The sequence below is a fragment of the Rhodopirellula maiorica SM1 genome (assembly GCF_000346295.1).
GTDB lineage: Bacteria > Planctomycetota > Planctomycetia > Pirellulales > Pirellulaceae > Novipirellula > Novipirellula maiorica.
The window spans coordinates 1-22,328 of the sequence record NZ_ANOG01000990.1; the positions used below are offsets into that span (position 1 = coordinate 1).

At 54.3% G+C, this 22,328-nt stretch carries 20 protein-coding genes; 10 read left to right on the forward strand and 10 right to left on the reverse strand.

All coding sequences use genetic code 11. From position 1 onward, the window contains the following. Positions 1-615: glycoside hydrolase family protein (locus RMSM_RS32015; RefSeq protein ID WP_040770648.1), on the forward strand; the 615-nt coding region annotated here is incomplete at its 5' end. A gap of 74 nt (positions 616-689) precedes the next feature. Here RMSM_RS32015 and RMSM_RS43575 read toward each other — a convergent pair. The 3 genes from RMSM_RS43575 to RMSM_RS32030 all read right to left on the reverse strand — a co-directional run bounded on the left by RMSM_RS43575 (position 690) and on the right by RMSM_RS32030 (position 3,588). Next, a complete protein-coding gene (locus RMSM_RS43575; protein WP_160168420.1) occupies positions 690-1,322 on the reverse strand; it encodes a hypothetical protein in 633 nt (210 codons plus the stop codon). After that, positions 1,249-2,292 carry a pyridoxal-dependent decarboxylase gene (locus RMSM_RS43580; RefSeq protein ID WP_008707450.1) on the reverse strand — a complete coding sequence of 348 codons (1,044 nt, stop codon included), beginning with the start codon at positions 2,290-2,292 and terminating at the stop codon, positions 1,249-1,251. Before RMSM_RS43580 ends, RMSM_RS43575 begins: the two co-directional genes overlap by 74 nt. A gap of 141 nt (positions 2,293-2,433) precedes the next feature. Next, positions 2,434-3,588 (reverse strand): AraC family transcriptional regulator, encoded by a 1,155-nt coding sequence (locus RMSM_RS32030; protein WP_040770650.1) that lies wholly within the window; start codon positions 3,586-3,588, stop codon positions 2,434-2,436. Positions 3,589-3,825: 237 nt separating this feature from the next. Here RMSM_RS32030 and xylA point away from each other — a divergent pair, with 237 nt between their 5' ends. The 5 genes from xylA to RMSM_RS32060 all read left to right on the forward strand — a co-directional run bounded on the left by xylA (position 3,826) and on the right by RMSM_RS32060 (position 12,538). Continuing rightward, positions 3,826-5,139: a xylose isomerase gene (xylA, locus tag RMSM_RS32035; protein WP_008707454.1), complete on the forward strand. Its 1,314-nt coding sequence runs from the start codon at positions 3,826-3,828 to the stop codon at positions 5,137-5,139. A gap of 459 nt (positions 5,140-5,598) precedes the next feature. Then, the gene (locus tag RMSM_RS32040; protein WP_236622388.1) at positions 5,599-8,754 is read left to right on the forward strand and encodes a PSD1 and planctomycete cytochrome C domain-containing protein; all 3,156 of its coding nucleotides are present in this window, start codon (positions 5,599-5,601) and stop codon (positions 8,752-8,754) included. A gap of 115 nt (positions 8,755-8,869) precedes the next feature. Then, the gene (locus RMSM_RS32045; RefSeq protein WP_040770651.1) at positions 8,870-10,378 is read left to right on the forward strand and encodes a DUF1501 domain-containing protein; all 1,509 of its coding nucleotides are present in this window, start codon (positions 8,870-8,872) and stop codon (positions 10,376-10,378) included. A gap of 549 nt (positions 10,379-10,927) precedes the next feature. Continuing rightward, positions 10,928-11,941, forward strand: a complete 1,014-nt coding sequence (locus RMSM_RS32055) for a DUF1559 domain-containing protein (protein ID WP_008707462.1) — start codon at positions 10,928-10,930, stop codon at positions 11,939-11,941. A gap of 147 nt (positions 11,942-12,088) precedes the next feature. Continuing rightward, positions 12,089-12,538: a putative secreted protein gene (locus tag RMSM_RS32060; RefSeq protein WP_008707464.1), complete on the forward strand. Its 450-nt coding sequence runs from the start codon at positions 12,089-12,091 to the stop codon at positions 12,536-12,538. 113 nt (positions 12,539-12,651) lie between these two features. On the opposite strand, the gene RMSM_RS32065 is transcribed toward RMSM_RS32060, so the two are convergent. The 5 genes from RMSM_RS32065 to RMSM_RS32085 form a co-directional block, all read right to left on the reverse strand. Beyond that, the gene (locus RMSM_RS32065; protein WP_008707465.1) at positions 12,652-12,990 is read right to left on the reverse strand and encodes a four-helix bundle copper-binding protein; all 339 of its coding nucleotides are present in this window, start codon (positions 12,988-12,990) and stop codon (positions 12,652-12,654) included. Between the two features lie 96 nt (positions 12,991-13,086). Then, positions 13,087-14,691: a vitamin K epoxide reductase family protein gene (locus RMSM_RS32070; protein WP_008707466.1), complete on the reverse strand. Its 1,605-nt coding sequence runs from the start codon at positions 14,689-14,691 to the stop codon at positions 13,087-13,089. 217 nt (positions 14,692-14,908) lie between these two features. Next, on the reverse strand, positions 14,909-15,247 hold the full coding sequence (locus RMSM_RS32075) for a cupin domain-containing protein (RefSeq protein WP_008707467.1): 339 nt from the start codon (positions 15,245-15,247) through the stop codon (positions 14,909-14,911). Between the two features lie 44 nt (positions 15,248-15,291). After that, on the reverse strand, positions 15,292-15,870 hold the full coding sequence (locus tag RMSM_RS32080; protein ID WP_201767102.1) for a DUF421 domain-containing protein: 579 nt from the start codon (positions 15,868-15,870) through the stop codon (positions 15,292-15,294). Positions 15,871-15,965: 95 nt separating this feature from the next. After that, positions 15,966-16,646 carry a transposase gene (locus tag RMSM_RS32085; protein WP_040770654.1) on the reverse strand — a complete coding sequence of 227 codons (681 nt, stop codon included), beginning with the start codon at positions 16,644-16,646 and terminating at the stop codon, positions 15,966-15,968. A gap of 161 nt (positions 16,647-16,807) precedes the next feature. On the opposite strand from RMSM_RS32085, the gene RMSM_RS32090 reads away from it, so the two are divergent. From RMSM_RS32090 to RMSM_RS32100, 3 genes are read left to right on the forward strand one after another with little or no spacing between them, the layout of a single operon-like run. Beyond that, complete coding sequence (locus RMSM_RS32090) at positions 16,808-17,107, forward strand: hypothetical protein (protein WP_008707474.1); 300 nt, start codon at positions 16,808-16,810, stop codon at positions 17,105-17,107. 59 nt (positions 17,108-17,166) lie between these two features. Continuing rightward, a complete protein-coding gene (locus RMSM_RS32095) occupies positions 17,167-17,655 on the forward strand; it encodes a hypothetical protein (RefSeq protein ID WP_008707475.1) in 489 nt (162 codons plus the stop codon). Beyond that, positions 17,652-18,248, forward strand: coding sequence for a cysteine hydrolase family protein (locus tag RMSM_RS32100; protein WP_008707476.1), 597 nt, complete (start codon positions 17,652-17,654; stop codon positions 18,246-18,248). The genes RMSM_RS32095 and RMSM_RS32100 overlap by 4 nt, the downstream gene beginning before the upstream one ends. Before the next feature lie 74 nt (positions 18,249-18,322). Here RMSM_RS32100 and RMSM_RS37625 read toward each other — a convergent pair whose 3' ends face one another. After that, a complete protein-coding gene (locus RMSM_RS37625) occupies positions 18,323-19,105 on the reverse strand; it encodes an energy transducer TonB (RefSeq protein WP_144058110.1) in 783 nt (260 codons plus the stop codon). A gap of 20 nt (positions 19,106-19,125) precedes the next feature. Continuing rightward, positions 19,126-19,290, reverse strand: a complete 165-nt coding sequence (gene hemP / locus RMSM_RS42170) for a hemin uptake protein HemP (protein ID WP_008707478.1) — start codon at positions 19,288-19,290, stop codon at positions 19,126-19,128. Between the two features lie 555 nt (positions 19,291-19,845). Between hemP and RMSM_RS32115 the strand changes: the two genes are divergently transcribed. Further along, positions 19,846-22,233 carry a TonB-dependent receptor plug domain-containing protein gene (locus RMSM_RS32115; protein ID WP_008707479.1) on the forward strand — a complete coding sequence of 796 codons (2,388 nt, stop codon included), beginning with the start codon at positions 19,846-19,848 and terminating at the stop codon, positions 22,231-22,233. The last annotated feature ends 95 nt before the right edge of the window (positions 22,234-22,328 follow it).

Here is a 22,328-nt window from a genome sequence, read left to right on the forward strand (position 1 = left end):
GGCGGCATGGGCGCTCGCCATGATCCGTCGCTGTTTACCGACGACGACGGCACGATCTATCTGCTTTGGCAAAACACGATGATCGCTCCACTGAGCAAGGATCTTTCCCGTTATACCGGCGATCCAATGCGGATCGATCCGACCGGCAGTCGGCCGGGCCCCGATGGAAAACCGATCAACCGCATTGGTCACGAAGGCGCGACGATGATCAAGGTTGGCGGCAAGTACGTGCACCTGGGGACCGCTTGGTCGACCGACCAAGGCCGCAAAGGTTCCTACAACCTGTACTACTGTGTCGCCGACAAGATCAACGGTCCGTATGGGCCGCGCCAATTTGCCGGACGTTTCCTCGGCCATGGCACACCGTTTCAAGACAAACAAGGACGCTGGTGGTGTACCGCGTTTTTTAATGCCAACCTACCACCACTATCGCGTCAAGGAATCGAATCCCGTGACATCGGCGACAATGCACAAACCATCAACGAACAAGGCGTCACGATTGTGCCATTGGACGTGCAAGTTTTGGATGACGGTGAAATTTTCATTCGCGCCAAAGACCCTGCCTATCGCAACCCCGGCCCTGATGAAGCACAAACCTTTGAATTCGTAGACTGAGTATGTGGTTTGGAACGAGCGGAATATAAGTGTGCAGTTCGTCCCCTTCGCTTGCAGTCTAGCGCCAAATCGTATCAGACAAGCTCTTTGATGCTTTCGACAAGGCGGTCGATCACTTCATCGTCGGTCTTTGGATTAAAGAACACAGCCTTCCATGCCGGCAACTGGATTCCATGAGGACAGTAGCCAATCGAGGTGGTGAAGCTTAATCTTGCATCGATGGCGGGATCGAGAGTTGCCGCTCGCTTTTTATACAGCCGTTTGATCTCTTCGAAATATTGCGTCCGTGCTTCGACCGACATGGTCCCGTCTTCGAGTTGTTTGAACAATTCTTTCGCGTTGCGTCCTCGGGGCAACACCCACCAACAGACACTGGGGCCAGGCGTGTTTAAATTCAGCACTTTGCAAAAATCGAGTTCTTCGATCCGTTTTTTCAATTGATTCGCCTTATCAATCGCATTAGCTACCAGACAACGATAGCCGTTCAATCCGATGCCGTTTAGCGACGCCATCACCGCGTAAGGACCAATCCCCGGCCGCGAGCACTCCAGCGTAAACAGCGCGGGATCATGCCGGAAATCCGCTTCGGAGAAATACGGAATTTCTTCGAGCGTCCGAGTCAGGTGCAACAAGTCATCGCGATGCCGAACGATAAAGGCGCTCGACGGATAGTGCCCCCATCCCATCTTGTGAAAGTCGAGCGTCACCGAATCGGCATATCGAAACCCAACAGTCGCTTGCTGAGTGCGTTGGATCAATTCCAACGTTTCCGAGTTTCGCCCCGAGCGGATTGGCTTGGATGTCGTATTCGGTCAAAAAGCAACTGATCCAACCGACCGCCGCATCCACGTGCAGATGCGCAGGCGTGACGCCATATTGCTGCGATTTCCGATCGATGATCTGCTTGATTGCCTGAATGTCATCAATCCCAAAGGCATCCGTGGTGCCGAAGGTAGCGATCACAAAGGCAACCTTGACGTCATCCGAATACAGTTCGTCAAGCTTTTGCTCTAATCGATCCAGCCGCATCGACATGTTTTCATCGGTTGGCACCGAATGCAAATTCTTAACACCGATCCCTAACCAACCGGCCAGCGTCGTGTTGGAATAGTGCCCCGCTTCGGAAACAATGCCTGCTAATTTTTTATCACCGAGCCCATGCTGCATGGTGCCAGGAGCGACTTTTTCAATCCCGATTTTGCCACCATACAGATTCGAGATCGTGCCTCCGATCGTAAACACCCCCCACGGCGCCTCGGTGTGATAGAAGATCAAATTCGCAAGCGCCGTGATCGATTTGACCTCCAATTCATTGGACCGCAAACAATAGGTATCGACGCAGAGGTTGGGGTTTTTCAGCAGCGCCGCAATCGAGCCAATCAACGAGGCAAAGTTGGGTGGACCTTTGACGTTTTCGAGATGCAGCTTTGACTGCCAACTATCGGTTCCCCAATAGAACGGAAAGATGGCATCACGCGCATCCTTCAGATTCCCCGGCAACGTATGAATCTCGGGATTTGCTTGGGCGGTTTCGTAGTTGCGAGACATCAACCGGCCCGGCGGCATTGATTGCTCGGCTTCGAGCGCCGACAACATTTCGCCAAATATTTGCATTAGATCGTCGCGTCGACATGTAAAAAACATATCGACCAAATCTTGCAGTTTCTTAGCGTCCATTGTGATTCTTTCGATTCATGATTTCGTGCATTGAGGGCAGGTTGGCATGATAGTTTTGCGTGCCCTCTTTCAACAGGAGTCGCGACCTTTCCATCCCGCGGGTTGTCGGCATGGCTAAAAAACACAACTTCGTCAGCCGATTTACGTCTGACATTTGGCACGAAACTCAGTGGGGGTGGTTCCCGTTTCGCGTTTGAAGACGGCGGCCATGTATTCGGCGTACTCAAATCCGGCACGCTCGGCGATTTCATGAACCGACAAACTCGTCTCGTTTAGCAAGACTTTGATACGATCGACTCGGACTCGCATGATCTCTTCGTGCGGGGTATGCCCGATCAGTCTCATGAAGCGATGTTCCAGTGCCCGCCGCGACAGCGAAACGTGACGCAGGATGTCGGTGACACGAATATTGGCAAGCGCGTGACGCCGGATATAGCTGAGTGCCCGAGCCACTTCGACGTCCTCGATCGCAAGAGTATCAGTCGATTGGCGGACTCGGATCCCCAGCGGCTGTGTGATCAATCGCTGGCGTGGCGAAACCGGCTCGCCCTGCATCATCCGGTCCAATAGCTCGGCGGCCTCGTAACCGGTGGACTTTGTATCGGGAATCACGCTGGAGAGGTTCGGCTCGGCCAACTCACAAATCAAACGGTCATCGTCGACACCTAAGACCGCGATCTCTTCGGGCACAGCAATTTCAAGCTCGCGACAGACATCCAAAACCTGCTGGGCTTGGAAATCGTAACAAGCCATGATCGCTGCGGGTCGCGGTAATTGTCTCAGCCACGAAGCAATCGCTCGCTTTTCGGCATCCCAGCTAAAGTGGGGATCATAGCGAGGCGTCATCTGGTGTTCGTGAAACGAACATCCCGCTGCGAGGGTCATCTGTTTGAAGTGATCGCGTCGGAGGCTTGACCATGCGAATCCAGGATCGCCACAGTAGGCCAGCTGCGTGAACCCACGTTCGGTGAAATGTTGGACCCCTAACCGCGAAATCGCCTCGTCATCCGTATCCGCCCACGGGATACCTTTGACATGACGCGCGGCACTGAGATCGACGATCGGGAGACCAAATTTTCTCAGACGACGACCAATCGTATCCGTTTCGATCCGCGCGATGATGCCGTCACCCTTCCACGACTGCAGCCATGCCGGCGGCGCCGCGCCACGCTCTTGTTCAGTCAGGTGAATCGACCAATTTGCATGGTGTTTTGCGTACGCGATGATGCCATCCAACAACCCGCGGCAATAGCCGTTGGACGTCTCGATCAGCAGTGCCACAGATCGCCGCGTCATAAACCTTTCCTAACCCCGAGACTCGAATTCATGTGAAATATCTCTGATGGATTGCAAAAAGTCTACTGGATCGCCGCAACATTGCCAGAGAAAATACGCCTTTGCCGGGGACTTGAAGGTGTGTAATCACCCATCGACTGGGGTGATAACGTGTATACTTTCAAGCAATCCACCGCCGCTGAAGTGTGAAATTTATCCGATTCTCTATCCTTCCCACCTAACAAGGCGAGCCTAACCGTGAGCGCATTTCCTGAAGTTTCCAAGATCAAGTACGAAGGCCCCGATTCGGACAACCCGCTCGCATTTCGTTGGTACAACCCCGACGAAGTGGTCGCGGGCAAGACGATGAAGGAACACTTGCGATTCACCGTCACTTATTGGCACACATTTCGGGGCACCGGCAGCGATCCGTTTGGCGGCGGAACAATGCAGCGACCTTGGGACGATGGCAGCGAGTCGGTCGAAAACGCATGCAACCGAGCGCGAGCGGCGTTCGAATTCTTCGAAAAACTGGACGCTCCCTTTTATGCGTTCCATGATCGTGACGTGGCTCCCGAAGGCTCGACACTAAAAGAGACCAACGCCAACCTGGATGCCGTCGCCAAAGTGCTCGGTGAAGAACAGCAGCGGACGGGGGTCAAATTGCTGTGGGGCACCGCCAACATGTTCAGCAACCCGCGTTTCATGCACGGGGCCGCCACGACATGCAACGTCGAAGTCTTTGCGTATGCCGCGGCACAAGTCAAAAAGGCGTTGGAAGTCACCAAGGAACTCGGCGGTGAAAACTACGTGTTTTGGGGCGGCCGCGAAGGCTATCAGTGCCTGTACAACACCGACATGAAACGCGAACTCGATCACCTTGCTCGCTTCTTTCACATGGCAGTCGACTATGCGAAAGAGATTGGTTTTACCGGACAATTCCTGATTGAGCCGAAGCCCAAGGAACCGACCAAACACCAGTACGATTCGGATGCCGCAGCCTGCTTGAACTTCCTGCGTGCCTATGATCTGACCGATCACTTTAAACTGAATATCGAAACCAATCACGCGACCTTGGCAGGTCACGAAATGATGCATGAACTCGAGTACGCCGGGATGCAGGACGCACTTGGTTCGATCGACGCGAATACCGGCGACCTGTTGCTGGGCTGGGACACCGACCAATTTGCCACCAATTACTACCTAACAACGCAAACCATGTTGGTGCTGCTGAAATACGGCTTGGCGCCGGGTGGCGTGAACTTTGATGCAAAAGTCCGCCGCGAAAGCTTTGAACCCATCGACTTGTTCTATGCCCACATCGGCAGCATGGATGCGTTCGCTCGCGGATTGAAAGCGGCGGCGAACATCATCGAAGAAGGTGCCCTGAGCAAGCGGGTCGACCAACGATACAGCAGCTGGGACGGCGAATTGGGCAAGAAAATCGAATCCGGCAAAACGAGTTTCAGCGAGCTTGAAACGCTGATGCTCGAAAAAGGCGACGCGTCGCCAAACACGAGCGGTCGCCAAGAATTGCTGGAAAACATTTTCAATCGCTACTTGGACAAATAGTAGCACTGAGCCGGCTTGCGGCCTGCCTGTAGATCCCAATTCCACAGGCGGGCCGTCGTCGCTGGGGCGTTACTAATGCACACGATTTCCTTGCCTGTGCCCACAAAATCAAACTGACAACATATTGCAATTTGGCAAATCCTGCCCCCTGCTCAACCTCCGTTGGCTAGAAAGTGCCTTGGAGTTTGCAGCCACGTCGATTAAAATTGGAGTGTTGTCCACAAGTCGACAGCAACGAAGAAGACCGTAACTTCGTGCCATTTGCCGCGATCCTGGCTCCGTTTTTAACAAGCGGCGGGATGAGACGGCGGGCAAATCAACAAGTCGCTGAGTCATATCCGCAACGGATATGCCCCCACCGTACAGTGACTTTGGCTGTGAGATCGACTTGGCTGCAACGCGAATTGGCCGCCCTGTCGTATCGACGCCGCCAATTCCCTTCTTCATTCGGATTGAAACGTGAGCAGTCCCTTCTTGAATTTGCCACTACGAGTGTGTTTGTTTGCGATCGTCAGTGGCGCGACATGCCTATCGCACGCTGATGAAACCATCGACTTCAGCGACCAAGTCCGCCCGATTCTGTCGGACAAGTGCTTTCATTGCCATGGACCGGATGCGGAAAATCAAGATTCTGATTTCCGGGCCGACAGCAAGGACAATCTGTTTGCCGACCTGGGTGGCTATTTCGCGGTCGTCCCAGGCGACTTGGAATCGAGCGAATTGCACACACGCATCCACAGCAGCGACGAAGGCGACCAAATGCCGCCGCCGGACAGCAATCGATCGCTGTCGGCCGATGAAAAACGCATTCTCGATTTGTGGATCACACAAGGTGCTCCCTACGAAGGCCACTGGGCTTTTGAACCTCCGGAAAAACACAAAGTCCCCGTCGATGTGATCAAGTCGGCGGAATCGCAAGCGGGCTGGGATACCGCCACGATCCAACGCTGGACCTCGAACCCGATCGATGCCTTTGTCGGCCGACGATTGATCGAATCGGGACTCGCGCCATCGCCCCCAGCAGATGTGATGACCCAGCTGCGTCGCGCATCGTTAACGTTGACGGGGTTGCTGCCGCCGCAAGATCTGCAAGATACGGTGCAAGCGAATCCGACGGATGAAACGTATCGCCACGCCGTCGACCGCTTACTCGATTCGATGGCTTATGCTGAACGTCAATCGCTTCGCTGGCTTGACGCCGCTCGCTACGCCGATACCGATGGGTATCAGAACGACAATGGGCGAACGAATTGGCCTTGGCGAGACTGGGTGACCAAGGCCTATCACGACAATATGCCTTTCGATCAATTTACCGTCGAACAACTTGCCGGCGATATGCTTGCCGACGCGACGGATTCGCAACGATTGGCGACAACCTTCAATCGCAATCATCGTCAAAACAGCGAAGGCGGCGCCCTTGCCGCCGAATTCTTCGTCGAAAACGTGATCGATCGTGTCGAAACCACCTCGACCGTTTGGATGGGACTGACGTTCGGATGTGCGCGTTGCCACGACCATAAATACGACCCGCTAAGCCAAAAAGAATTCTTTCAGCTGTACAGCTATTTCAACAACATTGGCGAACGTGGGATCGGCAAGGGCGTCGATGCGATGCCGACAATGACGGTAGCATCGCCGCTGTCACCCGTTCCCGACGAAATCGTTGCGGCCTACGACGATGCCAAGCGACAACAGACTGCTACCCGCAAGGGGCTTTTTAAACGCATGAATATGTGGATCGAGGAGGTCAGGGACCAATTACCCGTGTCGCCGTACGAGGCGTGGCATGATGCAACAATCCAAAACGCAACGCTCCGCGGCAAAGGCAAGCTTGTTGTCAACGACGACAATACCGTTGAATACTCCCCCGCCGGATCCGCCTCGGGAGTGACCTATGAAATTGAAATTCAGCCGTACACATCCGCGGATGCAAGTCCGGAATCTCAGCAGATCGACGTGTTGCAGATCGAAGCCCTCGTGGATGACCGTTTCACCAAACCCAACCAATTGGCGCCGAGTTCGAACGGCAACTTTGTGCTAACGGATGTGAAGCTTTCGGTAGGGAATCAACCGATCGAAATCGCATCGGCATCCGCAAATCGGCACCAAGCACGTTACATTCCCCAATACACCATCGATGACGACATGCGGTCGGGCTGGGGGATCGCGGGATCCGATGCCGAGGATGTCCGCTTGACCCTGGAACTGAAGACACCGATCCAGCCCGTGGCCGGGACGACAATCAACGTCTCCATGAGTTTCACTCGAGACTTTCCCAATCATTCGATCGGTAAATTCCGACTACAAACGGCAGCCAAGAATCCAGACGCCGAGGACAAACCCTTCATTGCGGATCAATCCATCGTGGCGATCCTGCGAAAACCACTGAAATCGCGATCCAAGGACGAACAGAAAAAACTTTCGGAATACTACGAGTCGATTGACCCTGAACTGCAGGAAGCGAAACAACGCTTTAAAGACGCAGACAAGGCGTTAAAGGAAGCAGGCGGCAAATTTGCGACCGTCATGATCATGAAAGAGCGCGACGGCGACCCGTTGCCCGCCTATCTGTTGATGCGCGGCCAATACGACGCGCCGGACAAGAGCGAAGTGCTCTCACGCGGCGTGCCGGTTGCACTGCTCTCATCCGCCGATGTCCCACAACCCGCAGACCGGCTTGAATTGGCCAAGTGGCTCGTTTCGCCGAATCACCCGCTAACCGCTCGCGTCACCGTCAATCGCATCTGGCAAGACCATTTTGGGACGGGATTGGTGTCGACCAGCGAAGATTTTGGGGTGCAAGGCGAGGTTCCGTCGCATCCTGAATTGCTCGATTGGTTGGGGGTCGAGTTCATCGAATCGGGATGGGATGTCAAGGCGATGCATCGACTGATTGTCACGAGCCAAACGTACCGGCAATCGTCGCGGGTCAGCGAATCGGTGGCCGCAATCGACCCCAACAATCGGCTTTTGGCACGCGGCCCACGTTATCGCAGCGATGGTTTTGTCATCCGTGACATTGCCTTGCAAGCCAGTGGATTGCTGCACGATGAACCAGGCGGCCCTTCGGTCAAACCCTATCAACCTGACGGATTGTGGGAATCGCTGGCGGCCAATGCGGGAACCAAGTACCAAACCAGCAGCGGCAACTCACTCTACCGCAAAAGCATGTACTCGTACTGGAAACGCGCGGTCAATCCGCCTCGCCAAATCATTTTTGATGCGGGCGGACGCGAGGTTTGCAATGTTCGAGTCCGACGGACCAACACCCCGCTACAAGCATTGGTGTTGATGAATGATCCGACATTCCTCGAAGCGGCTCGCAAACTTTCGGAACGTGGATTGAAACCAGCGGGGCTCTCCGACACTCAGCGAATCGAACAAATGTATCGATGGGCGATTGCGAAACCGATCTCCGAGCGGTCGACCAAAATCTTGCTCGGATCGCTCGACTATTTCCGCAAACATTTCAAGTCCAAACCAGAAGCGGCGAACCACTTGCTTGCGATCGGCCAATCCCCTCGCGACGAATCGCTTGATGTGATCGAACATGCGGCCTTCACGTCACTCGCCCACTTGATCCTGAATCTCGACGAATTTGTCTCGGTCCAGTAACCCTCGACACGCAGCAGCCCCCACGGCAATTTCGCCAAACCGCGACGTGTTCAGCTGCGACCAGCCAAATCAGCCTCACGCTCTTTCCTGCCCATTTCCCACCAAGGGACTCGTGATGACCAAAGCCAACGACATCCAGCATCCGAATCACATCGCCGACGAAAGCCGATTGATGCTAACGCGTCGACATTTCTTTGGTTGCACCGCTTCGGGAGTCGGAACCGCCGCGCTCGCGTCGATGCTCGGCAGTGACGTTGTCGGTGCCGACGACACGTCGACATCCACGGGCATCCCTGACCCCAACGGGCTGCTGAAGCAATACCACAATCCCCCCAAAGCCAAACGGGTCATCTATCTGTTTCAAAGTGGTGCACCATCTCAGCAGGAACTGTTTGATCACAAACCTTTGCTCCGCGAGCATGAAGGCAAAGAGCTACGTGATTTTGTCGACATGAACCAACGCGTCACCGGAATGACCGCCGGACAGAGCAAGTTCCCTTTGGCAGGAGCACGCTGGAAATTCGACAAGTTCGGCGAGTCGGGAATCGAGATGTGCAGCGAACTGATTCCCCACATCGGTTCACTGGCCGACGACATGTGCTTGATTCGCTCGATGCAAACCGAGGCGATTAACCACGACCCGGCGATCACCTTTTTCCAAACCGGCCACCAATTGGCCGGACGTCCAAGCATCGGGTCGTGGATGCATTACGGCCTCGGTTCGATGAACGAGAATCTGCCGACCTTCATCGCGATGGTTTCGCGAGGGACCGGCCGCCCCAATTGCCAACCGCTGTACGACCGACTGTGGGGCAGCGGCTTTTTACCGTCGACCTATGCGGGCGTCAAATTAATGAGCATTGGTGACCCGGTACTGTACTTGAGTAACCCCGCGGGACTCGATGCGACCGCCCGTCGCCGAATGCTCGATGATTTGGCCAAGCTGAACGAAGAAAAACTTGATGAGTTCGGCGACCCCGAAATCCACACTCGTATACAGCAGTACGAATTGGCTTATCGAATGCAAACCTCGGTTCCGGAACTGACCGATTTCTCGGATGAACCTCAACATGTGCTCGATAGCTACGGCCCGGACGTCACCAAGCGGGGCACGTATGCGAACAATTGTTTACTCGCACGCCGATTAGCCGAACGTGATGTGCGTTTCATCCAGTTGTTCCATATGGGATGGGACCAACACTTCACCATGCCCAAACAATTGCCTGGGCAATGTCGCGACACCGACCAGCCCACCGCGGCACTGGTCAACGATCTCAAACGGCTTGGATTGCTCGAAGACACTTTGGTGGTTTGGGGCGGCGAGTTCGGCAGAACATCGTATTGCCAAGGAACGTTGAACGAACAAACCTACGGCCGTGACCATCATCCACGATGTTTTTCGTTGTGGATGGCAGGAGCTGGGATTAAACCGGGGACCACTTACGGCGCGACGGACGAGTTCTGTTACAACATCAACGAAAATCCCGTCCACGTGCACGATTTGCATGCAACGATCATGCAGCAAATGGGAATCGATCACGAAAAATTGACTTTCCGCTTCCAAGGACGCTACTTTAGGTTGACCGATGTTCACGGTCATGTCGTCAACGATATTTTGACTTAGCCACCTCTGGTCACAATCGCACATTGCTCCTAACGAGCGAGCACTGCTAACCATCTATAGAGATTGAAAATCTGTATAGATTTGGCATCTTACGTCGACTCTAGCGGACAAATCGGCTTTGCGCTGTCCGTTTTTCCGTGAATGGAAAGAGCGAATATCTTGCGGATGCTGCAATTGCTTGCACATTAGGCATCTCGGTGCAAACAAATTCCGCAGCGATCACTTTGCACTTCGCCATACCGGGCAGCGATGTGGCTACTTTTGCAAAAAAGCAGAGCCATCAAACCAGGACCAGGCACGCCGCTCCACAAGAGGGGGTCCGAAGAAAGAAGGGGCGGCCTGCAAACGCTACTGCGGCCGCTGTGCAGGCCAAATCTCCCTTGGAAATCGGAGGCGGATGCGAATCGATTGACTCCACTTTAGCGATGTTTTGCCGCCTCGCACACATTGGCGCGGGGTTTGCGAACCCGACCTTGTCAGGCGGTATCCGTATCAGCCGAAACGCTTTCTTCGGCTGAAGTCCATTTTCTTATTCGAAGGGTCTTTGTAATGCAGTTTCCGCAACGTCGTCACGCTTTTACGCTCGTTGAACTTCTGGTTGTAATTGCCATTATTGGCGTTTTGGTCGGTTTGCTGCTGCCTGCGGTTCAGGCAGCACGCGAAGCAGCACGGCGAATGTCATGTTCCAACAACATGAAACAAATTGGTCTTGGTTTACACAATTACCACAGTGCTTTTAACAAGTTTCCTTACTCTGCGAGCCAAGCGGGTTCGATCACCTCGGGCACCGCGATTCCTGGGTTAACCAAGATTCGCAATCATCGCGGTTGGATGGGCGTTTTGCCTTACATCGAGCAGCAAAATCTATACGAAGAAATGGATACCTCGGCGTCCACCGGTGCTTACGTTCGCGACTCGTCCCAAAGTACGCTGTCGGGACCGAAACCAGGCGAACTCGGCAACGCCAATGACGTGGTGATCAGCACCGCGGTGCAGTCGTTTTTGTGTCCATCGGATCCGAACCCGACTCACTACGCCACGACTTCCAGCAATTCCTATTCGATTTCGCCAGGCACAACGTCACTGCAAGGAGCATATACAAACTACGAGTTCAGTATCCGCCGAACCTCATCGACCGCGCCGAAGTGGAGCCAAGACGATCAATTGACACGTCGTATGTTCGGCTTGGACGATTCGTCTCGCATGCGAGATATTCTTGATGGAACCAGCAACACGGTTGCGATTTGCGAAACGCTTCGCGGTGTGCACGATGGTGTGCCACAGACATGGGGATACACCAAGTGGGTCGGCAACGGCGTCGATTTGGCATACAGCCTGGGGATCAATAACTTGCTGTGTTGTGCATGGGACACCGTGCCATTTCAACGAACGCGGCAAGCAAGTCGCTTGAGTGCTTGGTCCACCGCTGGCAGCGTGCACCCGGGCGGCGCTCAATTCACCTTGGCTGACGGGTCGGTTCGGTTCATCAGCGAATCAACCGAAATTTCGATCCTGCGACACCTGGCTTACATTTCCGATGGCGAAGTCATCGAAGAATTCTAAATCGATAGCGACCTGAATTCCAACCCAGTTGCGATCGGTCGTCTTCGGGCTTTCAAGTATTAAAAACACACGGCTCGCACCTGAGCCGTGTCCTTCCTTCGCATGTTCGTTTTATTCCTCCCATACAGTCCACAGGGACATTAGAAAATGCAGAAATTCAATCCACTGGTTTGCAGCGTTGCTATGTTGATTCTCGCCAGCATCGGTTGTGACGGCAGCACAACGTATGACGTTGTCGCAGCCTCAGGAACCGTGCTGCTGGACAACAAACCAATCGAAGGCGTCTCGTTGACGCTGATCCCTCAAGCCGGGATCAAGGGTCGCGGCGGTTATGCCACCAGCGCCTCTGATGGCACGTTCACGCTGCAGTCGGAACCGGAGGTGATGGGGGTCGTGCCGGGCAACTACATGGTGCTGTTCCGCAAGTATGCAATGCCCGATGGCTCGCCAGTCCCACCTGGCACCTCTGCAGCCGATGCAGACTTGATCAACCAATTGCCTGAGATTTACAGTCATCCCGAAAAATCGCCGATTTACGCGACGATTCCCGCCACGGGCCCTGAAGGGTTGTCATTCGAATTGAGCTCGCGTCCCTGAACACGGACGCACAAGAACAAGGCTTGACGCTTGTTGATCCAAAACGCTGCTTCACTCTTCCCGCGACGCGGGAAGAGTGACACAGCAACGTGAAAACGAACCGGCGAATGCAACTATGCCTTGACGCCCGCCATTTCTCGGCATTCGGCAGCACATTTCGTACAGGCAGTTGCACACTGTTGACAATGGTCCATCTCGTGCTGGCCGCATTCTTTCGCGCACGCTTCGCAAACTTCGGCCAACAATTCACATGCTTTTGCGCTGAACTGTGAATCACGACTCATCAGGGCTGCGGTGGACCAGCAAAGCGTAGCACAGTCGCGGTCGGTGCGAATGCAATCGGCCATTTTCTTAACATCGTCTTCACCGAGACATGCCTCGGCGCAGTGCTCGCAGGCTTGGGCACAATCGAGGCAGGCTTCGATACAACTGGCAAAACGTTGAATACTCATCGCATATCTCCATGGCGGGGCGAGGTTCAAACAACACAGCCATCTTCCCCGCAATCTGGCTGTGCTTTGTCGAGAAGAGTGCAGGTCGTTTGATCGTCAACGCACAAAGCGGTCCCACGATCCATAGGTTTCGGTAATCTTGCCTCGTGGAATACTCAAAATCAGCACAAGGATTCCAAGGACGCTGCTGGTGATGGCAAACCCCGTGGTCGCCGATTCGACCAGCCAAGCGCCGACGATGACAGCGATCGCCAACAAGACGTTCAGGTAACGTCCAACGCGGATGACTTCGCCCATCGCGATCACCGAGACGGTCACGATCAGGGCGCCGCCGAGATGTCCAATATCAGCGGCAGTTGTTTTGATATCGATTCCGAACCACGTGGGTGCAGCCATGACAGCGATCCCCAGTGCGGTACAAACCACTAGTGTCCATGGAAAGCTCATCCCCCAGATCGACGCCTTGAACAGCTGCCACGGCTTCTCCGGCATCTCGATTAGATCGGGGGATCGTTCGTCCGTTGTACAACCATCCGCTTTGCCCCCTTTCCAAAAGATTTGCCAAAGCGATCCGCCGCGATCGCCACGCTGTTTGGCTTGGCGAACATGCTGGAACATCGCGATCACTTCGTCGACTTCTAGCGGAATCATCGGCAACATCACCAAAGCCGCCAACAAACACATCGCACACCAATGGTGCACCAGCACCGGTTGCGAAATGACCAGGACAATGTGAGTCAGCCCCAGCGGGATCACCAAGACACCAAAGAAGGCGACCATCCATGGCATCGTTCGCCAACGCGATGGACTGCCCATGTACCCCATCATGAATTCAAACGTGTACGAAACGACTCCCAGTCCTCCATCGGAGATCGGCCACATGTGAGACATCTTGGAATTGAGCACCTTTTTGGATCCACTTTCGAATCCAAAGAAAGGGTCCCAAACAAAGTCAATATACCCAAGTTGGAACATCGCTAGGTATCGCGAGACAACGAAGCCGACAAATCCGGTCGCGATCATGATCCAGCGTTGAGGCCAGCTCGATGGGTTGTAACTCCAACCGGGCGGCGTCGCCGGCCCGTGCTGCATGTACATGATCATGTTGGGCATCCCGGGGATCAGGATTGTCAGCGCCATCACGAAGATGCCGACCAAAGAGTCATTGGCATACGATGCAGCGGTGGGTGCCCAGAACAGAATCGGAGCGAACGTCAACCAGACACCGACGAAACAGCATGCCCACAAACTGTAGGGACGATTAGGCGTAAGCGAACGCCATCCCAATATCACCAACAACAATCCCGAGATGACGTCGCTGGCGGTCATCAACCACGCACGCAACTGGCGAAGCTCTGCGGTGGATTCCTCGGCAAACCAGGGGCCTCGCCCTCCGCTGGGGTCCACCCACAACGCTTCGTTGAGATAACCAAAGTTAAAGGGTGCCAAGATCAGCCAAACACCCAACATCGGTAGTGTCCAATAAACCCACAACGTTTGTTTGTGGTGCATTTTCAGCATCGACAAACGATCGTCATGACTCATTTCATGCCCGCCGCTGTGATCGCCGCCGTTGTTGTTGTCGTCATGATCCTGTTGATGATCGTCCCCGTCGTGCTGCCCCTTTTTCATCGCCATTTCGGCCATCGGACGCGAGACGCCGCGGGATCCCATCATGCCGTGCTTGGATTGGTCGCTCATCGTTCAGACTGGTTGTCGGTAAAGGTTTGATGTTTGGGCTGTGACATCCAGGACGGTCAACCAAGCAAAGCGAAAAACGCAACTTTACCCCTGAGTGGCCTACCCGCGATGGAATGCCCATTTGAAAAAAGCAAAAGGCAAATACCATGCCAGGGTATCGATGCGACGGACCAGCGTCCGAGTCAGCGGCAGTGCGAATGATGCGTCAATCTTGTGTCTAGTCGTGCGATGGCGGTGATCCTTCGTGGCCGTGATAGGCCGGAGGAACGTAGAAGTTGACGGTCTTTAGTGGAGCATTGCCTAGATTAATAATCTCGTGCGTTTCATTGCGTTCGATCAACAGCAGCGTTCCCGATTTCAGCGGATATCGCTGCTGCTGAATCACCGCCTCGCCTTCTCCGGAAACCACGTACAGCCACTGGTCGCTGTCTTGATGACGATTGTCAGGGCCGCCCGTCGAGTCGCCTTTGGTCAGCACCATCACCGCCGCCTGGGACCGCTCATTTCCAGCGACGACATGAAAGTTCGACAGAAATTCAAGTTGTCGGCGTTGCATCGGTGCTGCTCCGTACGAGATTAAATTGATAAAGTGCAGATCACTCAGGCAAAGGACGATTTCGCCGCATCCTTTCGTTCTCCCAACGAACCACTCGTCGAAACACCGACGCGGTCTAGCGATTCGAGCGACGAAGCATTTTTCGTCATCACCGACAAGGAACCTTCGGTTTCAATCACCACGGCATCGACGTCGCTGGGTTCCGCAACGCCTTGTTGGCGCATCGCTGCGAGCACTTCATCTCGCGAAACACGCTGTTCCCGCATCGCATCGACCAGGAATTGTCCTTGAAAAAAGATCAATGTGGGCTGAGCTTTGATGACCGCTTGATACTTGGGATAACGAACCGCCAAAAACGTGTTGATCAACTGCAGCAGGACCAACAATCCAAGGGCAAGCACTCCCTGCACGAGCGAGACTTGGCTCGATGTCAGTATCGAAGCGAGAGTCGATCCGAACGCGACGGTGACTACAAGATCAAACGCATTCATTTTCGAGAGTGTGCGTTTGCCACTGATCCGCAGCAAGACCACAAGCGAAATATACGAGAGTGCTCCGAGGACCAGCGTCCGAATCACGGGCGCCCATCCGTCGAAGATCATTTTGAGTCCGATGTCGTTCATGATCATTCCCCGATGCATTTCCCGTGCCCAAAAGTCGCCCGACGTCTCCGACGTCGGTTTGCATTCACTTGGACGCCGGAGGCGTCGAAGTATGTTTACACCGACGTCGGAGACGTCGGGCGACTTTGATCACGCCGATAGTAATATTCACCTGCCGCCAAATGTGCCTTCGCCGGATTGTCTTCGATATAACGACGTAAATACTCAAATTGCTCCAGGCTGCGAACGAGATGATCAAACGGATCATACTGCCAAAAATGACCACGGCATCCACTTTGTCGATTGATCTTGGTCGCTGTGAAACGCATCCATGCAGTGCATTGATGCTGCATCGATTCCTCGGTAGGAAAGGATGCAAGCAAATGGAAATGATTTGGCATCACGACGAAATCGCCCATCGAATAACGCACATGATCAAATTTTAAGAGCGAGTCGGCAACGATCTTGGCGAGCGACGGGTCACGCAGAAGACATTTACCGCAGCATTGATCCAAGCAGTCTTCGCGTTCTTGATTGAAATGTCGATTAAAAGCATTTCGATGCTTGGTATTCAACCGTTTTACCGCGGAACGCCAATCGACGTCATTACCCGAGAGCACGCCGAGTCGCGTTAGCCAATCTACGCGTTGACGATCCCACAACTCCAATACTTCCCTGGGGATCGAATCAAAAGTACGAATGGTGATAAACACGATTGCCCCCGTCTGCGACCAATGGGGCTTGATCGATTCACGAATTGCCAATGACGCGTTTGGATCAAAAAATTCACCAATCATGATGATCCCACTTTCAGACGACAGACGTCTGCGGAAATGCACACCGACGTCGGAGACGTCGGGCGACTTTATTTTAGCAATCGGATTGGTTCTGCGTTGGTACAGCAGTTGCTCGCACTGGTGAGGTTAAATCTACGTACGAAAACAGGAGCTCACGAGCGATGTCACAACTAACCGTTCATTGGCGACATGAAGGATTTTCTCACGATGCGGGACTGCGCAGCAACGAGGATATTTCGGGGACCAACGTCGACAGCGTGCATACGGGCGTATTGACCGACGAGCATCAAGAGGTGACCGACGGCCGGCCGGTGTTGGTCGAGGATGAAACCAGCCGAGTGTATCGAGCTGCGGATTTGCCGCCGGACACTCAAGTGGTTGTCGCGGAAGTCACAGAGCCTGTGCAGCCGATGCTTGAAAAAGCACGCCGCGCTGGTTTCGAAGTGGTGACTGCCAGCTAAATCGCGTCATCGGCTCGGTTTCAAAAGACCTCGGATCAACTTTTATCTTGGCAAATCCAATGACGGTGAATCACGAATTACTATCCACCTATTTAAATGACCACCTCGCCGGAGCCACCGCGGCCACGGAGGTGATCAAACAACTGATCGACGAGAACCAAGGAGAAACGCTTGGTGAATTCGCCACCACTCTGCTGCAGGAAGTGGAACAAGATAAAGCGGAACTCGAAGGTTTGATCCAGCGTTATGACGCGATACCCGGAGTGGTCAAGAAAACGATTGCATGGACCGGCGCCAAGTTGAGCCAGCCAAAATTCGGACGTACTACATCAGGCGATTTCGGAAACTTCCAAGCTTTCGAGTTTCTGTCGCTGGGAATCTTGGGCAAACGTGCGTTGTGGACGATGCTGCAATCGCTGAGTGATCCCGAGTTACTCAGTCTCGATTATTCGCACTTGATCGAGCGTGCAGAGAATCAGTTCCAACAAGTCGAAGCGTGGCGAACCCGCACGGGAGCGTTCGCGATGAATCAAGGGACCGCCGTATGAGTCTGACTGATTCAGATTCCCAGTTTGACGAAACCGAACAATCTACGACGGCGCTGTTGATTGTCGATATGATCAATGATCTTGAATTCGACGAAGGCGAACAATTACTGGATTTCGCGTTACCGGTTGCCAAACGATTGCAGAAGCTGAAGAAACGATTTGCCGAGCGAGGCTGGCCGGTGATCTATGCCAATGACAATTTTGGCAAATGGCAATCCGATTTTCGTGGCCAAGTCGACCACTGTTTGCACGACAACGTTTGCGGTAAAGCAATCGTCGAATTGCTGGTGCCTCAGTCGGACGATTACTTTGTGCTGAAGCCGATGCATTCGGCTTTTTACGGCACCACGCTGGATATCCTGCTAAAGAAATTAGGGGTCAACACGTTGGTAATTACCGGCGTCGCCACCAACATTTGCATCTTGTTCACGGCGAATGACGCCTACATGCGAGGCTATCAGATTTGGATCCCTGGGGATTGTGTGGCCGCCAATACCGCCGATCTATCCGAAGCGGCGCTCGAGCAGGCGAGAATGGTGCTAAAGGCTAACACGACGAACTCGGCCGAATTGGACTTGGACAAACTGGAGTGACGTCCGCAATTCATCAAGACCTGCAAATACCCGATAGCATGACCATTGGACTCAGTATCTTACAACTCAGTGTCTTACAAGCGAAAGCGGATCGGCAACACTTCCTCGGACGCCACGGGGCGGCCATAACGTTTTGCCGGCTGGCCCTGCCATGACTGGACTGCTTCGATTGCCGCGCGGTCTAACGAGCCGTGCCCGCTTGAATTCACAATCTCCACCCGCTCGACTCGTCCCATCACGTCGATAATCAGCCTTAGCTTGACGGTTCCTTCGAGACGACGAGCCACCGCATCGGCAGGGTATTCAGGGGGAGCGTTAGCAGAAAAGTCGGCAGGCGTCCGATCGGAGATTCCGGCGACTTGTTCCATTGGGTTCATGGAAACACTGGGAGTGAACATCGCCGTCGATGGACGACGCGGACGCTTTGCAGCGACATCGGTTACCGTCGGTAGCTCGCGTTCGGGTTGCGGTCGACGCGTCGGCAGAACGGAAATCTCGGTTTGCACTTCGGGCACTCGCACGGGCGTTGGAACCAGAGTCGTCGCGACCGTGGTTTGCCGATCGCGTGAGACGTCGTCCGCTCGTAGGTCCGCGGACAAAGGCTCTGTCACCAGCGTTTCCCATTCGCTCTCGCTCAGCCGTTCAAGTGGGACGGGATCGATCGAAACAGGATCAATTGAAACGGGCGTGGCCGACGGCATCGTCATGCTCATCCGAACCGTAACCACCTGCGAATCGCCCTCCAGCGCGAAGCGATCGATGACTGTCATTGGGACAGCACAAATCGCCGCCACCGCGGTGGCGTGCAGGGCAAGGGAAAATCCCGTCGATCGTGCAAAAAGGCTGAAGTCTCTCACTTTGTTAAGTATAACTTCCCCTACGCAGTTAGGCGAAGCCGATACATTTCGCTGCCATGTTCAATCCAAACCTCGCGACGTCCTTGCAGCAATTCGGTTGACGGAATGATCTTCGGCAATAACTTTGTGGACGAGCAATTCGGCGGTTCGGCGGCGGCCGCATCGGATGGTTCAGAATCTGTCACGAAAAACTTAGTCACGGGACTCGATAGAAGGGAATATAGAAAGCCGGCAGCGACCGTGGCCCAATCACGAATCCGCAGCTGACGTTTCTGCTCAGCACGCGTTTTCGCAGCCTGTTTCCTTGTCACGGAACCTGCCACGGAATCCCTTAGCACGGGGCGTGCCACTCCTGGGCATAGTCCCCGATCGACAAGCCACCGACACGAGAAATCGCGGCAAATTTCAGTTATTTCGATCGCTATCGTGAGCATCCCAACCGACATAGCGAACCGCCAGCGACGGATTCCCCACCAGACGGGGCGAAGTTTCCATCGTTAATTCCGTTAAATTTGCTGTCGGTCGTTCGCAATACGTTGACTTTGACGATGCCGGAAAAGGTCAATGGAGCGATCGAATCGAGTGCACCGATGAAACGGGATAGCTCGATCAAGACGATTGCAAGTGTCTAGCCCTGTTGCCACGGCCAATGCATCGTTTGGAAGAATAAGGACACTGCAACGGTGAAAAGGATTTCACAATTCGCCCTCGCGATACTGCCGCCGCTGGGCATGATAGGTATGGGTTCAATTGCACTGAGCGACGATCCCGTGATCGCCGCCTCGGGACATCACCCCGTCACCTTGGCAACACTGCTGCAACAGGACGAACAAGCCACATTGCCGGAAATTGAAGTTCGGCCGCCGGAGGTTCCCGCGACACCGGTTCCATCGACCGATCCCAATCGCCCTTCGTCACCGACCGCAGGCGATCCAGGAACCGACACGTCGGGAATCGAGACGTTTGAACCATCCACCGACGATTTTGGGACGCCGCCAACGCCACCCTCCGGCAACAATCAATCTCAGACGGACGCCGCGAACGAAGCATTTTTTAGCGAATCGTTTCCTTCGCTGAGCAATCAAATGTTTGGCGGTAGCGCAAACAATCCGACGGGGCTGAACAGCATCGTGCGGGGTGAGTCGGATCTGTTTACCACACCGCAGATGGCGACCATCATCGACCGCGATGACCTCGACCGACGTCAAGCCACAACGATGTACCGGGCATTACAAGAGGAAGTCGGTGTCACGCTGCAACAAACCGGCAACGGTCAATTGTCACCGTTCATACGCGGTTTGACGGGCCAACAGATCTTGGTGCTGGTCGACGGCATTCGCATGAACACCAGTATCCTCCGGCCAGGCCCGAACCAATACGCCGCCACGATCGATCCAGGGTCGATCGAACGGATCGAAGTGATTCGCGGCGCCGAATCGGCTCTATGGGGCAGCGACGCGATCGGCGGGGTAATCAACGTGGTCACACGATCCGCCGACCCGCTACGTGGCGATTACTTCAGCCCGCAATTCAGTCAAATCTATAGCACGGCGGAAGCATCCTCGTACACCCGCACTGGGTTCAGCGGTTGGTACGGTGCGACCGGTATCACGGGAGGCGTCTCGTACTTGGATGTTGGCAATGTCGATGTCGGTGGCGACTTTGGGCGCCAACCGGCAACGGACTACACCCAATACGCGGGCGACATCAAACTGCAACGGATGCTCAACGAAGATTCGTTGTTGACGGTAGCGTTGCAACACTTCGAGCAACAAGACCTGAAACGCAGCGATCGCTTTCTGCCTTTTGTGCTTGGTCCGGCGTCCGACGGCAGTGTGCCGACACAGCGACCGACGGTGTTTGATCCACAGCAACGTGATTTGATCTATGCACGACTCGAGGGACTGGCCGCAGACGATCTTTTCTTTGCCGATGCGTATTCGATCACACTATCGGGCTCACGCACCAAAGAGGCCAGCGTGGTGGACCGCTACGCCAGCAACGATCCCTCGGCCGAACCCACGCGTCGTGAGATCGGCGAGTTCGACGATCTCGGCTGGGGCACCACCCTGTCTGCGGTAAAAGGCATGGGCGATTATGGCAAATTGACTTACGGCACCGATTTTTATGCCGAATCGATCAATGCCGAGCGAGTCCAAATCAACAATCCCACCTTGCCTGGGGCGACGCCTACGCCGACCGACCCTCAGTACCCCGACGATTCGGAAGCCGATCGAGTGGGTGCGTTTCTGTCATGGAACGTGCCTCTGACAGAGCGACTTGATGCCACGACAAGTGTTCGCTACGAGAACATTAACGTCTCAGGCACCCCTGACTTTGACACGCTCGGCCCCGTCTTTTTTGAACGCTCCTACCAAGATTGGATCGCCAGTGTCGGATTGTCGTATTTGTTGACCGAACAAGTACGATTGGTCGGTGGCGTTTACGAAGGATTCCGTGCGCCAACGATCGATGACTTGACAGCCAACAAAACGTCACTGCAAAACAATGTCTCGGTGCCGCTGATTGGCAACCTTGATGTCCAAGCCGAACATAGCTACACCTACGAAGTGGGGCTGAAATACAACGACGATCGGTTGCGATTGCAGTTGATCGAATACTGGACCGACTTCGATAGCATCTTGGCTCGTGAATCCATTGGTGGATCGGACTTCCTGACCAATCAAACCGCGTACCTCAACGGTACCGAACTGAGTGGCGAATACATGCTGTATCGCAACTTGTCGCTCTATGGAAACTTTGCCTACACCTATGGCCAATTGACCACCACGAATGAACCGATCTCGCGGATCCCGCCAACCCAGGGAATTTTGGGCCTGCGTTTGACCGTTCCCCAGCCACGAGCCTATTTCGAGGTCTTCACATGGATGGTGCGTCGTGCTGATCGCTACAACGATGTGAACCTTGGCGATGTGCGGTTCATCCCAGGCGGTACGCCGGGCTATGCAACGCTGAACGTACGGACGGGACGATCGTTTGGCGAGGCGAACCAACACCAATTGTCGGTATCGCTTGAAAACATCACCGACAAGTACTACCGCGTGCTCGGCAGTGGCGTGGACGGCACCGGATTCAATGCGGTGTTTGGCTATCAGTACGCCATGTAGAGACGTGCTTTTCTTTACAGAGCTGTCCAAATTGAATAAGCCCGTAGTGGAATTCACCAGAATTCCTTCCTCAAGATCGCAGTGGAATTCACCAG

What these genes read in the sequence shown, in the direction of transcription:
- RMSM_RS43580 (WP_008707450.1), bottom strand. Translation starts at nt 2,292, where the DNA reads ATGGACGCTAAGAAACTGCAAGATTTGGTCGATATGTTTTTTACATGT.
- RMSM_RS32030 (WP_040770650.1), bottom strand. Translation starts at nt 3,588, where the DNA reads ATGACGCGGCGATCTGTGGCACTGCTGATCGAGACGTCCAACGGCTAT.
- RMSM_RS32045 (WP_040770651.1), top strand. Translation starts at nt 8,870, where the DNA reads ATGACCAAAGCCAACGACATCCAGCATCCGAATCACATCGCCGACGAA.
- RMSM_RS32055 (WP_008707462.1), top strand. Translation starts at nt 10,928, where the DNA reads ATGCAGTTTCCGCAACGTCGTCACGCTTTTACGCTCGTTGAACTTCTG.
- RMSM_RS32060 (WP_008707464.1), top strand. Translation starts at nt 12,089, where the DNA reads ATGCAGAAATTCAATCCACTGGTTTGCAGCGTTGCTATGTTGATTCTC.
- RMSM_RS32065 (WP_008707465.1), bottom strand. Translation starts at nt 12,990, where the DNA reads ATGAGTATTCAACGTTTTGCCAGTTGTATCGAAGCCTGCCTCGATTGT.
- RMSM_RS32070 (WP_008707466.1), bottom strand. Translation starts at nt 14,691, where the DNA reads ATGAGCGACCAATCCAAGCACGGCATGATGGGATCCCGCGGCGTCTCG.
- RMSM_RS32075 (WP_008707467.1), bottom strand. Translation starts at nt 15,247, where the DNA reads ATGCAACGCCGACAACTTGAATTTCTGTCGAACTTTCATGTCGTCGCT.
- RMSM_RS32080 (WP_201767102.1), bottom strand. Translation starts at nt 15,870, where the DNA reads ATGAACGACATCGGACTCAAAATGATCTTCGACGGATGGGCGCCCGTG.
- RMSM_RS32085 (WP_040770654.1), bottom strand. Translation starts at nt 16,646, where the DNA reads ATGATTGGTGAATTTTTTGATCCAAACGCGTCATTGGCAATTCGTGAA.
- RMSM_RS32090 (WP_008707474.1), top strand. Translation starts at nt 16,808, where the DNA reads ATGTCACAACTAACCGTTCATTGGCGACATGAAGGATTTTCTCACGAT.
- RMSM_RS32095 (WP_008707475.1), top strand. Translation starts at nt 17,167, where the DNA reads ATGACGGTGAATCACGAATTACTATCCACCTATTTAAATGACCACCTC.
- RMSM_RS32100 (WP_008707476.1), top strand. Translation starts at nt 17,652, where the DNA reads ATGAGTCTGACTGATTCAGATTCCCAGTTTGACGAAACCGAACAATCT.
- RMSM_RS32115 (WP_008707479.1), top strand. Translation starts at nt 19,846, where the DNA reads ATGGGTTCAATTGCACTGAGCGACGATCCCGTGATCGCCGCCTCGGGA.